The organism is Geothrix fuzhouensis (assembly GCF_024609325.1).
Lineage (GTDB): Bacteria > Acidobacteriota > Holophagae > Holophagales > Holophagaceae > Geothrix > Geothrix fuzhouensis.
In genome coordinates, this window is the sequence record NZ_JANHMQ010000001.1 from 823,379 (window position 1) to 835,061 (window position 11,683).

Genomic DNA, 11,683 nt, shown 5'->3' on the forward strand with positions numbered 1-11,683 from the left:
GGGGTCTGGTGGTCAGTGGGCGAGGAGCCAATCCACGACGCCTTCCGCGCGCCAGAACCGGCTACCCTTCACCAGGATACGGGCTCCCGACGGGATTGCGGAGAGGCCGGCGGGATCGTCGCGCAGAGCTTCGAAATGAGGGAAGGCCACGGCGCCCGGACCAAAGCCCTCGGCATAATCCTTCGCAAAATCGCCATACGCCCAGAGTCGAGAGATCCCCAGGGCCTTGAGGCCGGCTCCGGTCTCCCGGTGGATCTGGGGTGCCTCCACGCCGAGTTCCCGCATGGAGCCCAGCACGGCCAGAGCTTCGCCACCGGGAAGATGCAGCAGAGCCTGGGCGCAGGCCAGAATGGAGTCAGGGCTGGCATTGTAGGTCTCGTCCAGCAGGTGGCCGCCGCCAGCCAAGGGGTAAAGCCGCCCCCGGCCGCATTCGGGAACCACCGTGGCAAGGCCCGCGGCGACCTGGTCCGGTTCATGGCCGGCATGGATGGCGAGCGCCGCGGCCAGGGCGGCGTTGCGTACCTGGTGTTCGCCAGGCAGTTGGATCCGCACCGGGAAGGTGCCCTTCGGTGTTCGCATGAGGAAGGCTTCGCCGGAAGCCCCCAACGACTCGACGGCCTCCCACCCGTAAGGTTGCCCCTCGCCCACAGGCAGGGCCTTGGCATGCTGGGCCCAGGGCTGCTCCGCGATCCAGCGGCACCACTTGTCCGAGGCCAGGTGGACCCAGACGCCCCCCGGGACGAGACCCGCCACCAGCTCACCTTTGGCTTCGGCGATGCCCTGCTGACCATGGGCGAAGTTCTCGGCATGGGCGGTGCCTATCAGAGTGATGAGGCCGAAATCCAGCGGCGCGATCTCCGTGAGGAGTCGAATCTCGCCGGAGGTACTCATGCCCATCTCCAGTACCGCCGCGTTCAGGCCCTCCGGCAGGGTGGCCAGTGCCTCCGGCAGGCCCAGCGTATTATTGCGGTTACCCGGAGTCTTCCAGCCACCCACGGCCGCCGCCAACAATTCCTTGGTGCTGGTCTTGCCCACGCTGCCAGTGACGCCGAAGACGGCTTTGGGTCGCAAGGCCGCCAGCCGGGCCTGGCCCCAGCGTTGAAGTGCCACTTCCGTATCGGGCACGACCAGTTGTGGACAGTCACTGTCTACTGGATGGTCCACCAGCAGCGCCGAAGCCCCCTTTCCAACCGCCTGGGCGGTGAAATCGTGGCCGTCCCGCTCGGCTCGCAGGGCCACGAAACAGGCGCCTGGTTGAAGCGTCCGGGTATCCAAGGAAAGAGACGATGGCACTACGGTGCCATCACCCAGGATCTCGCCACCCACCTGGGAGGCGACCTGGAACAGAGACCAGAGGCTCATGGCTGCTCCTTGGCAGAGGCCCGCCACAGGCGGTCACGGACCGCCAGCCAAGCCTCGTTTTCTGGAGGGCGTTCCATGAAGATGCGCTCGAAACCCGCGTCATCCAGTTCGTGCAGGAGGGCGTAGAGTCTCGCCGCCACCGCGTCTGCATCCATGGGCAAGAGGATCCCGCGGACGGTCTCGGGCAGGTCGGGAAGCGAGCCGAGGCCCACGTACGCCACCAACCCGGAGACCTCCATCAAGCCGGCTCCTGGCGCCACCAGTTCCAGTCTCGCCCGGGGCGCGTAGTGGCGCTCGGCCATCCCCGGCGCGGCCTGCACCTCTCCGGCCTTCACGGCCCCCTCCCACAGATCCACAGGTCCCACCAAGACCGCCAGTTCCGCAGGCCCGATGGGACCGGGGCGGAGGATCCGGGGCCGGCCCCCGGTCAGGTCGAGGATGGTGGATTCCAGGCCCGCCGCAGTGGGCCCGGCGTCCAGGATCAGGTCCACCGCGTCGCCGAGGCTGGAAGCCACGTGCTGGGCCAGCGTGGGCGACAGGTGCTGACTGCGGTTGGCGCTGGGCGCGGCCAGCGGGCGGCCAGTGGCGCGGATCAGGGCGAGGGCCACGGGGTGGGCGGGACAGCGCAGCGCCACAGTGGACCCACCCGCACGAACAATGGAAGGAACCAAGTTCGAAGCGGGGAGGACCAGGGTCAGTGGGCCCGGCCAGAAGCGTTCCGCCAGGCCCTGAGCCTCCGCGGACCAGCTCGATACGAGCTCCCGCGCGGCGGCGGCATCGGCGACATGGAGGATCACGGGATTCGTCGCCGGCCGTCCCTTGGCCGCATAGATCCGGGCCACGGCCTCTGGGTTCAGACCATCGGCGCCCAGGCCATACACCGTCTCCGTGGGGAAGGCCACCAAGCCACCCATGGCGAGGACCGCCGCAGCTTCGAGAATGGCCGGGTCGTCCGGTCCCGTGACGTGAAGGAGGCGCGTCACTTGGTTCCCCCGAGCACCGCTTCCACCGCCGAGCGGTCGCTGTAGGGATACTTCACCCCATGGATCTCCTGGTAGGGTTCGTGCCCCTTCCCCGCCAGCAGCAACAGGTCGCCGGGGCGGCAGTCCGCCAGGGCCAGGCGAACCGTTTCACGGCGGTCCGCGTTGCGATGGTAGCGGCTCTGGTCGGCGCGAACCGCAGCGGGAATCCCCGGCGCGGCGTCTTCGAGAATGCGTTCGGGATCTTCCGTTCGAGGATTGTCGCTGGTGTGCCAGAGCACGTCCGCGCCCGCAGCCACGGCGGCCGCCATGAGGGGGCGCTTGGCACGGTCACGGTCGCCCCCGCAGCCGAAGAGCACATGCAGGCGGCCGCCCGGCGGCAGCAGACGCCGGCCCTCGGTCAATAGTTTCTCCAGCGCGTCCGGTGTGTGGGCGTAGTCCACCATCACACCGAAGGGCTGGCCGCAGTCGATGCGCTCCAGGCGGCCGGGCGCGCCGCTCACCAAGGGTACAGCTGGCACCAGCCGGTCCAAGTCGAAGCCCGCCTCGGCACAGGCCGCCAGGGCCGCAAGCAGGTTGTACACATTGAAGCGCCCCAGCAACGGACTGCGAACCTCCCACGTCCCCTTGTCCGTGGCCAGGGCGAACCGCGTTCCCGTCGGCCCCAAGTCCAGATCCTGGGCACGGTAGCGGGCGGGACGATCCACCGCGTAGTCGGCGTGGCCTTCTCGCCCCAGCAGGCGCCGACCCCAAGGGTCATCGGCGTTCACAAGGAAGCGGTCGCACTGGGCGACGAGCAGGCGCTTGGCGTCGAAATAGGCCTCCAGCGTGCCGTGGTAGTCCAGGTGGTCCTGGGTGAGGTTCGTGAAGACCCCCACCTGGAAGCGAGCGCCATGCACCCGGCCCAGGCAGAGGGCATGGCTGCTCACCTCCACCGCCGACGCCGAATCGTGTGCCGCCACGCTGCGGTGCAACCAGCGGTAGAAGGTCGGACTTTCCGGTGTCGTGCGGACGGCTTCCTCCTCCAGATCACCGGCGGCGTTCAGCACGGTACCCACCAGGCCACAGCCGATACCAGCGCCCCGCAGGAGCTGGCGGATGAGCGTGGTGGTGGTGGTCTTGCCGTTGGTGCCGGTGACGCCGATGAGGGCCAGGTGCTCGTCTGGCGCCCCGTGGAGGCGACGGGCCAGCTCGGCCATCTGCAGTCGAGGATCTCCGGTGAAGGCGCAGACCGCGATCTCCGCGGGCGCCGCCAGGCTGGATTCCGCGATCACGGCGTTGGCACCCTGGGCCAAGGCCTGTGGCACGAACGCTGCGCCATCAGCCTTCTCGCCTTTCAAGGCCAGGAAGGCCCAGCCGGGGCAGATTTCGCGGCTATCGCTGCTGAGGTCCGCCACTTCGGCGTCCGGACCGGAGCACCGCAGGGCGATTCCATCGATGAGCGCGTCCAGCTTCATGGCATCCCCGCCTTGATCTTCACGACCGTCCCCACCTCCAGTGGCGCCCCCGGCTCGGGGCTCTGCCCGATCACGTGGGCAGCCGAGGAGCCGGGAGTGGCCTCCACTTTGGGAGTCCCACCCACCAGCACCACCCGATGGATGGCGGCCTTGAGGCTGAGGCCCTGCAGGTCGGGTACCCGGCCGCGCTCCACATGCAGGGCCGCTTCGTCGGTCTCGCTCACCGGCCAGTCGCGCAGGGACAGCTTCAAATCCGCTTCCCGGTCCGCATCGTTCGCGGTCTGCCGGAACCGCAGGATGCCGTCGCCGATGCGCTTGAACAGGGGCGCTGCCACGTCACCGCCGGTGGTGTCCCCAGCGGGATCGTCCAGCATCACGAGGACTCCGAACTGGGGTTTGTCCGCCGGGAAAAAGCCCATGAAGGAGGCGTAGTGACGTTTCGGGTCGTATTGCCCGTCGATGAGCTTGCGGCTGGTGCCGGTCTTGCCGAAGGCCTCCACGCCGTTGTCCAGTTTGGCCCGCTTGCCGGTGCCCTGGGTGATCACGCCCTTTAGGGTTTCCTTCATGAGATTGGCCGTTTCTTCACTGATGACCTGGCCCCGCACAGTAGGCTTGAATTCCTTCAGCAGCAGACCTTTGTCGTTGTAGATGCGCTGGACGAGGATCGGCTGCATGAGCTTGCCGCCATTGGCCAGGGCGCAGCCGGCCATGAGGATCTGGAGGGGCGTGGTGCTCAGCCCGTAGCCGTACGACATCGTGTACTGGGTGGGCACGCTCCAGCGGTCCGGCGCGATCAGGCGGCCGGAGCTCTCGCCAGGAAAGTTCAGTCCCGTGGCGTCCCCGAATCCAAACTTCCGCAGGTACTGATAGTGCACCGCTGGGTCGAGGCGAATGCCGATCTTGGCGGCGCCGATGTTGGAGCTCTGCCAGAGCACCTCTTCGAAGGTAAGCAGGCCATGACGGTGGGTGTCCGTGATGGGCGGAATCTTGGGGCTGTACAGCCAGCGGCCCGACATGCAGTCGATGCGCTCGCCCAGGTGGACCTTGCGTTCCTCCAGAGCCATGGCCGCCGTGAAGATCTTCATGGTGGAACCGGGTTCGTAAACATCCTCCACCGGATGTACCTTGCGGGCAGCCTTCTGGCGCTCCATCTCGCGGTGCAGTTCCTCACGCTCGGCGGAGGAAAGCTCGGATTCAGCACGGTTCCGGAATTTCTTGGGCAGGATGTGGTTCGGATCGAAGGTGGGCGTGCCGGCCATGGCAAGGATCTCACCGGTCCGGGGATCCACCACCACCGCATACGCCGTGCGTGGATGGGACAGGCGCACGCCTTCTTCCAGGGCATCCTCCACGATGTGCTGGATGGAGGCATCCAGGCTGAGCTGGAGCGAGGCCCCGTTCACCGGGACCTTGCTGTAGTTCTCCTGGAGGATGAGCAGCTTGCCGTGGGCATCCTTCGGAGCGATCAACTCGCCCTTCACGCCCACCAGCTGCTTGTCATAGGTCTGCTCGATGCCCAGCTGGCCCAGGCCGTCGATGTTGGTGAAGCCGATGATCTGGGCCGCAAGGCTGCCCCGGGGATAGAAGCGGCGGCTCTCGGGCTGGAACTCAATGCCGTCCAGGTTCAGCGCCCGCACAGCGGCGGTCTTGATGGGCGGCAGGTGCCGCTCCAGGTAGACAAAAGTCTTCTTGCGGAGAAGCTTCTCCAGCACCTGGGCCCGGGTCTGCTCCAGGATGGGCGCGAGTTTTACGGCCACCGCTGCGGCGGACTTGCGGTCCGGCTCGCCCCATTGGCGGTCCTCGCCCTTCCCCGGTTTGTAGTCCGGGTAGAACATGCGGGGATCCGCGAAGAGGCTCTCGACCTTGATGGAAATGGCCAGAGGCTCGCCACGCCTGTCCAGCAACTCGCCGCGAATGGGCGGAATGGGGACGATCGTGGTGTGTTGCTGCTCGGCCCTCGCCTGATATCTCTTGTGCTCCACCCCTTGCAGCCAGAGCAGCCGCAACAGGATGAGCAGGGCCCAGAAGGCCATGCTCCCCATGATCCAGGGCAGGCGCTGGCTCAACAAATCCTGGGGATCCTGCCGGCCCAGCAGGCGGCGGGAAACGCGGGGCTCGGTGGTGAAACGGAGGGACACAGGACGGCCGGGGCTAAAGGAAGCGGTCACGTGGACTAGGAGCCCACGCCCTATAGCCTACAGCCCATCGGACGAGACCGGGCGGAGCTTGGCGAGGCGCTGGTCCTCGGGCGTGAAGCCCCGGCGGATCAGGTGCCCCTGTTTGCGGGGCTGGAGCCCGGCCTTCTGGGCATACCCCTGGACTTCCTCGTCCCGCTGGTACCGGCTGCGCTCCAGCAGGAGCTTGCGCTGGAACTCCTCTTCCTTGCGGATCCGCTCCTTCAGGTCGCCCATGGCATAGCTCAGGCGGGTGCTCTGGATCTTCAGATAGGCGAGGGTGGCCAGGGGCATCGCCAGGGCCAGCACGAGGAGCAGCACACGCAGGATGCCCTCACTCTCGACCGTTCGGACGGGAGGGGTGGGGCTCGGCAGAATGGCGGCGGCCATGGGAACCTCGGTCAGGAGAGACGCTCCGCCACGCGGAGGCGGGCGGAACGCGATGGGGGATTTGCGGCGGCCTCGGCCTCGCTGGGGGCGAGACCACCGGGATGAACGAGCTTGAGGATCTTGGGGAGTTCGACGGGGGCCGTCCGGCCCGGCCCGTCGTAGATGCCCGCGAGGCGGCGCAGAGTCTGTTTGACGATGCGATCCTCCAGGCTGTGGAAGCTGATGACAGCCAGACGCCCGCCGGGACGAAGCTGGGAGATGGCGGATTCCAGGGCGGCGGTCAGGCGGTCCAACTCGCCGTTCACGGCGATGCGAATGGCCTGGAAGGTGCGGGTGGCCGGATCACTTTGGCCCTTGCGCTTGGCGGGTTCCCGGGGGATCACGGAGTAGACGGCCTGGGCCAGGTCCTTGGTGGTGGCCAGCCGGCCTTCGCGGTGCGCCCGGAGGATGGCGCGGGCGATGGGCCGGCTGGCACGCTCTTCGCCGTACTGGTAGATCGCGTCGGCCAGGCTTTCATCGGTCTGTTCCGCGATCCATTCCAGGGCAGTGGGGCCGGAAGAGGTATCCATCCGCATATCGAGGGGGCCTTCGTCCCGGAAGCTGAAGCCGCGCTCCGGGGTCCGGAGCTGCAAGGTGGAGACACCCAGGTCCGCGAGAATGGCGTCGAAACCGCCCGGGGCGAATTCGGTCTTCCAGGCCTGGTATTGGGGATCGTTCCAGATGTCCTCGTAATTCCCGCCCAGGATCTCCAGGCGGCTGTCGTCGCCCAGGCGGCGGCGGGCCTGATAGCGGGCCTCAGGATCGCGATCCACTCCCAGGTAGCGGGAGGCCTCGTCGCAACGGGCCAGCAGGGCCTCCGCATGGCCGCCCATCCCCAAGGTGAGATCAAGAACCCGGGCAGCCGGAGGCAGCACGAGGTTATCCAGCACCTCCTGAAGGAGGACCGGAACGTGGCGAGGGGGCTGCAGGGCCATCATCAGATTCCCAGTTCCGCGAGCTGGGCCAAGTCATCGGCACCCAGGGGCTCAGCCGCGAGGCGACGCTCGAAGCCGGCCTTGTTCCACAGGGCCAGGTGATCCATCTGCCCCAGGACCGCCACCTCGCCGGTGAGCTGGGCGGCCTCGCGCAGGATCGGCGGGATGACGAATCGGCCCTGCGCGTCCGGTTCCACTTCGCTGCCGAAGTAGGCGGTGGTCTCCAGGAATTTTCGCTTGGCGGGGCTGGTGGATGGCAGGGCGGCCAGACGAGCTTCGATGGCCTCCCAGACCGGCAGGGGGTAAAGGCGTGCCGAACGACCATCCAAAGAGGTCAGGTAGTGCCGCAGGGCGCCGGAACCTTCACGCAGAGCCTGGACCCCCTCGCCCTGGGCGAAGGTTTCCAGCTCAGCCTTGAAGGAAGAGGGGAGCTTCAGGCGTCCCTTCTCATCCACCGTGGCCGGTGAGTTTCCGCGCAATCGCAGCACCGACATCGCCTTTCAACCAGCGGCTCAGGAAAGACCGGAAGATCGAGTGAGACCACTTTGATCCACTTCAATCCACTTTTCTCCACTGAATTCCACTCCCAAGTCTAGAAACCTCCGGCCAGCCCACAAGCCAAAATAAAAGCGAAAAAGACACGCATCTTGCCAGTTCTCATTGAGAATGGCGAAATTCTTGACCACATGTCCTGGTTCTCTCCCGTACGGCCAGGGTTCTCACGGAAGGTCTCGGTCCTTTTTCGCTTTTTTTTGGTCCACCAAATGGATTCCCTCTCTAGAATTTGAGGGCCCCACTGCCCTTCCGACATGGACCCATCCCATGGCTGACCCTTCTCTCCGAACAATCGACGACATCATCCGGACTGACTCGGCGACGAATGAAGAAGTGGTCAGGACGATATTTGGAGAAGCATCCCTGGCGAGGCGCTCTGAAGGCGGGAAGAGAACCGAAGAATTCCTCGACTCCCCGACCAATTCCTGGGATGTGCGATCTTCACCAAGCCGCCAGGATTCTGGGAAAGCAAGTGGATTCACCGTCGAGAAGGCCTGGACCTCGTACTATCGATCGGTCGAAGGCCCTGATGGCAAACTAACGGCGAATGAATTAAAAGCAGCCAACGCTCGAAGATCCACGGACGGACTGAAGAGGTTCTTGGACGCGACCAACTTTCTCAAAGTCAGTACCATGCGCCAGTTTAGAAGCCTTGGCTTTTCCCGTAGGACCTACTTCTACTGGGTAGGTGCGGCTAGGAAAGGAAGGGCCATCCCTTACCGATCCCAAATTGACTTCAAGTTCTGGCTCGTCTGGAAAAGTGTGGAATTAGCTAGGTTCAACTTCAGTAGTGAAGATCTCGCAACCTCCTGGTTCCATACTCCGAATAGGCTGCTCTCCAAAACTGGTCACAGCCCTATCGATGTACTCTTTAATTACGATGTCCGGCGTCGACCTAGGTTTCTTCGGATCCTTCTTGAGATGCCCAAACTCGCCTAGCCTCAATATAGCGACGCTATGAGTCTCTCTTTGATCAGACGGCATGCCCAGACCTTGAGCATCCATATTGAAGGACCACATTCTTCGATATCCTTTTGACTCCGCCTCAGAAGGAGGCCGTCAGGCTTGCCCCAAATCCCATGTCTGCTGTGTTCTCGTTGTGGGTAATGTTATTGAGATACCGAAATGTGAAAACGACATCCTTCTTAATCTGCCAGTGGAATCCCAGATCGTGCTGAAGGCTGGGTCGATCCAACTTCTGATAGGGTTGCTTCGGGAGAAAACCACTCTGAAGATAAAGTTGAAGGAAGGGCCGAACTTTATGCCATCGGCGGTACTCCCAGGTGCTGTGGGCCCCCCAGGCGTCACGGAGGCTCCCAAAAGCCATGGTGTTATATGCCGCAGAACCACCGGGGCGCCGGATGAATCCGAGTCCTCCATAGAAGACGTGATGCGTGTTTGGCTGCCATCTTCCCGTGAGTCCAAGAGAATGATCCCAGCCGGAGCGATAGATATCATAGGTCGTGGTCATGGGCGGTTTGAGTGACATATAAGCGGAGAGTCTCCACGTCGGGCCACTCGAAAGCTCATGGGTCAGACCGATGGTCGGATCCTGCGTTTTCCCGCGGATGGGCTGATCGCTGTAGAAGACCAGGTGTCCATTGGTCATCACCATGAGCGTGATCTGATCCTTCTTCACCCGGTCTCGGCCAAACTGCTCGAACCCCAGGTTATGGAATGCTTCAATGACCCCATCTAGGTACCCGCCACCTTGGCTTTGAAATGGGAGTTCGGCCCACACATCCGTTTTATCCGTAAGTCCGAATCGCACTCGAAGTGATGTCCGGGCTATCTCCTCGTCGAAGAAAAACATGAGGGGTATCGAGGAGTACTCCGCAGCATGCGCGAGCACGAATTCTCGGGTAATCGCAAGCCGCCCTTGAGCATCACGCGGCGCTTGGTCCTTCAAAATGTCCGAGAATTCAAACGTGTTCGCCTGCATGTGATCCAGGGATACCCGCCAGCGTCCCTGACCTACGGGAGTGGGATCCACCGGTTGGTAGACCATCGGCATGAGGTAAAGCGGGAACATTTCTCTCGTTGGGAAGGGGCCCATTTCCATCGGCTCCTGGCCGATCAGAGGCAGCATGCCTCCCAGCATCAAGGCCAGACTGATGCCATGGGCTTTCCTCCATCTGCCCGACAACTTCTTCCGCGAACGCATAAGTACCGTGGTAATTGAAGGCGTCAAACCGCACATATCTGAGGCGCGAAGTTCGTGGCGGAGCGCGTCAGAAGTAAGGCGCATCACTTGGTTCCCAGTCGCATGTCCAAAGGTGTCGTTGATCCGTTTGAAATGATCAAGGTCCACCTTCAGGACGCAAAGGGGATGGCCGCATCGGATGGCGAGACGGAGAGGATCAGCGATAATCTCAGGCTGAGTTGCTCGTACTCCCTGAACCGGAATTCTGTGAACGTGGCCAGGAAACGTGGGAGGGTGTGAGGAAGCCTGTTGTTCCATCGTCCACCAGCCTGGAAGGAATGAAATTGTATTGCACAGTTGGGTGAAAGTTGGAATTTGTGCCCGTCATGACGTGAAAATTCCATTTACTACGAGAACAAGTTAGGTCATTTCGACACGGGCAGGAGGGGTTCCACCCAGGGAATTCCAAGCGACCTGGCTGTCCGTCTCCTCCATTTTGGAATTCCTTGAGCAGAGGCTCCCGGATCTCGCTCAGGAAAGGCAGGCATCCAAGGGCAGATTGATGCAGAAGGTGGCACCGTGGCCGTACACGCTCTCAACCCAGACCTTGCCTCCGTGACGTTCCACCATCTGTCTGACGATCGAGAGCCCGAGGCCCGCCCTGGACTCGCCCCCGGTGGGCCTGGCAGACAATATCTGAAACGGGCAGAAGGCCTTGGCCTTGTCCTCCGGTGTCAGGCCAGGGCCTTGGTCCTTCACCTGGATCAAGGCAACGGGCTCTCCTTCCCGTTCGTGTGAACGGAGAGTCACCTGCACCTCCGAACCCGGGGGGGAATACTTGATGGCGTTGTTCACCAGGTTGTCCACGGCCATGCGCAGACCTTCCTCGTCCACTTGGCCCCAGCATTCCTCTGACCCCAGGTCCGGGATACGAAGGCGGATGTTTTTGCTCAGGGCATATTCCCAGTTGGACTTGACGACTTGGCGCAAAAGTTTGTAAATACTGCACTTTGTGTAATGAAAGGGAAGGTCCCGGATCTCACCTGCGGCAGCTTCTATGAGGTTGTTGATGCACTGCTGCATCCGCTTGCCTCCCTCTAGGATCCGCTGCGCCAGAGCGTCGATTCCGGTTTCAAGGGCCCCGGATTCAAAGGTGATCCGTTCCGCCAAGAGTAGGATCCCTGTAAGCAGGTTCTTCAGGTCGTGGGCGGACGTGGCCATGGACCGGATGGTGATATGTGGTCCGTAGTCCATCGTGTCCGAGCATTCGATCTGTGTATTCATCTGGAGTTTCATGTCCATGATTTTGTGACCTTGAAGGGGTGAGGGCATGGCATCGGTTCCATGCCTAGATAGAAGCTAGAGATCGATTGCAGACCTCGTTATCTGCTCCATCCGGCCGGGATGGAGGCGATCGTGGGATCGCCTCCATCTGGCATGATCAAACCTCCGGGACGGGGAGATGTGTCCGCCCACGTTCTACAAAGCTGCCCGGTTCAGAACCGGAAGATGAAGCTCGCATTGATGGCAGGCGCGTCTACCGTGGGTTTGCTGGTGTAACCCCGAGGAGCGAAATCGGCCACTTCGGGCTTGTATCGGCTCCAGGTGTAGCGCAGCTCGGCGCCCAGGTTCTTGGTGAACATCCAGC

Annotated in this window: 11 protein-coding genes and 1 pseudogene; 1 reads left to right on the top strand and 11 read right to left on the bottom strand. The window is 63.2% G+C overall.

The window, feature by feature from the left end; all coding sequences use genetic code 11:
- Window positions 1-12: 12 nt before the first annotated feature.
- From NOV74_RS03795 to NOV74_RS03825, 7 genes are read right to left on the bottom strand one after another with little or no spacing between them, the layout of a single operon-like run.
- Window positions 13-1,362 (bottom strand): UDP-N-acetylmuramoyl-tripeptide--D-alanyl-D-alanine ligase, encoded by a 1,350-nt coding sequence (locus NOV74_RS03795; protein ID WP_257309396.1) that lies wholly within the window; start codon window positions 1,360-1,362, stop codon window positions 13-15.
- A complete protein-coding gene (locus NOV74_RS15430; protein ID WP_257309397.1) occupies window positions 1,359-2,345 on the bottom strand; it encodes an L-threonylcarbamoyladenylate synthase in 987 nt (328 codons plus the stop codon). The genes NOV74_RS03795 and NOV74_RS15430 overlap by 4 nt, the downstream gene beginning before the upstream one ends.
- Window positions 2,342-3,799 carry a UDP-N-acetylmuramoyl-L-alanyl-D-glutamate--2,6-diaminopimelate ligase gene (locus NOV74_RS03805; protein ID WP_257309399.1) on the bottom strand — a complete coding sequence of 486 codons (1,458 nt, stop codon included), beginning with the start codon at window positions 3,797-3,799 and terminating at the stop codon, window positions 2,342-2,344. The genes NOV74_RS15430 and NOV74_RS03805 overlap by 4 nt, the downstream gene beginning before the upstream one ends.
- A complete protein-coding gene (locus NOV74_RS03810; protein ID WP_257309400.1) occupies window positions 3,796-5,937 on the bottom strand; it encodes a penicillin-binding transpeptidase domain-containing protein in 2,142 nt (713 codons plus the stop codon). The genes NOV74_RS03805 and NOV74_RS03810 overlap by 4 nt, the downstream gene beginning before the upstream one ends.
- Before the next feature lie 57 nt (window positions 5,938-5,994).
- Window positions 5,995-6,363 carry a hypothetical protein gene (locus NOV74_RS03815; RefSeq protein ID WP_257309401.1) on the bottom strand — a complete coding sequence of 123 codons (369 nt, stop codon included), beginning with the start codon at window positions 6,361-6,363 and terminating at the stop codon, window positions 5,995-5,997.
- Between the two features lie 11 nt (window positions 6,364-6,374).
- On the bottom strand, window positions 6,375-7,337 hold the full coding sequence (gene rsmH, locus NOV74_RS03820; protein WP_257309403.1) for a 16S rRNA (cytosine(1402)-N(4))-methyltransferase RsmH: 963 nt from the start codon (window positions 7,335-7,337) through the stop codon (window positions 6,375-6,377).
- A gap of 2 nt (window positions 7,338-7,339) precedes the next feature.
- Window positions 7,340-7,816, bottom strand: a complete 477-nt coding sequence (locus NOV74_RS03825; protein WP_257309405.1) for a division/cell wall cluster transcriptional repressor MraZ — start codon at window positions 7,814-7,816, stop codon at window positions 7,340-7,342.
- 343 nt (window positions 7,817-8,159) lie between these two features.
- Between NOV74_RS03825 and NOV74_RS03830 the strand changes: the two genes are divergently transcribed.
- Window positions 8,160-8,831, top strand: coding sequence for an MbcA/ParS/Xre antitoxin family protein (locus NOV74_RS03830; protein ID WP_257309407.1), 672 nt, complete (start codon window positions 8,160-8,162; stop codon window positions 8,829-8,831).
- Between the two features lie 106 nt (window positions 8,832-8,937).
- Here NOV74_RS03830 and NOV74_RS03835 read toward each other — a convergent pair whose 3' ends face one another.
- The 4 genes and pseudogenes from NOV74_RS03835 to NOV74_RS03845 all read right to left on the bottom strand — a co-directional run bounded on the left by NOV74_RS03835 (window position 8,938) and on the right by NOV74_RS03845 (window position 11,678).
- Complete coding sequence (locus NOV74_RS03835; RefSeq protein ID WP_257309410.1) at window positions 8,938-9,981, bottom strand: DUF3187 family protein; 1,044 nt, start codon at window positions 9,979-9,981, stop codon at window positions 8,938-8,940.
- A gap of 114 nt (window positions 9,982-10,095) precedes the next feature.
- Window positions 10,096-10,353 (bottom strand): annotated as a pseudogene (locus NOV74_RS15435) (diguanylate cyclase); the annotation flags it as partial.
- Between the two features lie 213 nt (window positions 10,354-10,566).
- Window positions 10,567-11,367: a sensor histidine kinase gene (locus tag NOV74_RS03840; RefSeq protein WP_257309411.1), complete on the bottom strand. Its 801-nt coding sequence runs from the start codon at window positions 11,365-11,367 to the stop codon at window positions 10,567-10,569.
- A 164-nt stretch (window positions 11,368-11,531) separates the two neighbouring features.
- Window positions 11,532-11,678, bottom strand: coding sequence for a hypothetical protein (locus tag NOV74_RS03845; protein ID WP_257309413.1), 147 nt, complete (start codon window positions 11,676-11,678; stop codon window positions 11,532-11,534).
- Between the last annotated feature and the right edge of the window lie 5 nt (window positions 11,679-11,683).

Coding starts and splice junctions, on each gene's coding strand:
- NOV74_RS03795 (WP_257309396.1), bottom strand. CDS start 1,362: ATGAGCCTCTGGTCTCTGTTCCAGGTCGCCTCCCAGGTGGGTGGCGAG.
- NOV74_RS03805 (WP_257309399.1), bottom strand. CDS start 3,799: ATGAAGCTGGACGCGCTCATCGATGGAATCGCCCTGCGGTGCTCCGGT.
- NOV74_RS03815 (WP_257309401.1), bottom strand. CDS start 6,363: ATGGCCGCCGCCATTCTGCCGAGCCCCACCCCTCCCGTCCGAACGGTC.
- rsmH (WP_257309403.1), bottom strand. CDS start 7,337: ATGGCCCTGCAGCCCCCTCGCCACGTTCCGGTCCTCCTTCAGGAGGTG.
- NOV74_RS03830 (WP_257309407.1), top strand. CDS start 8,160: ATGGCTGACCCTTCTCTCCGAACAATCGACGACATCATCCGGACTGAC.
- NOV74_RS03835 (WP_257309410.1), bottom strand. CDS start 9,981: ATGCTGCCTCTGATCGGCCAGGAGCCGATGGAAATGGGCCCCTTCCCA.
- NOV74_RS03840 (WP_257309411.1), bottom strand. CDS start 11,367: ATGCCCTCACCCCTTCAAGGTCACAAAATCATGGACATGAAACTCCAG.
- NOV74_RS03845 (WP_257309413.1), bottom strand. CDS start 11,678: ATGTTCACCAAGAACCTGGGCGCCGAGCTGCGCTACACCTGGAGCCGA.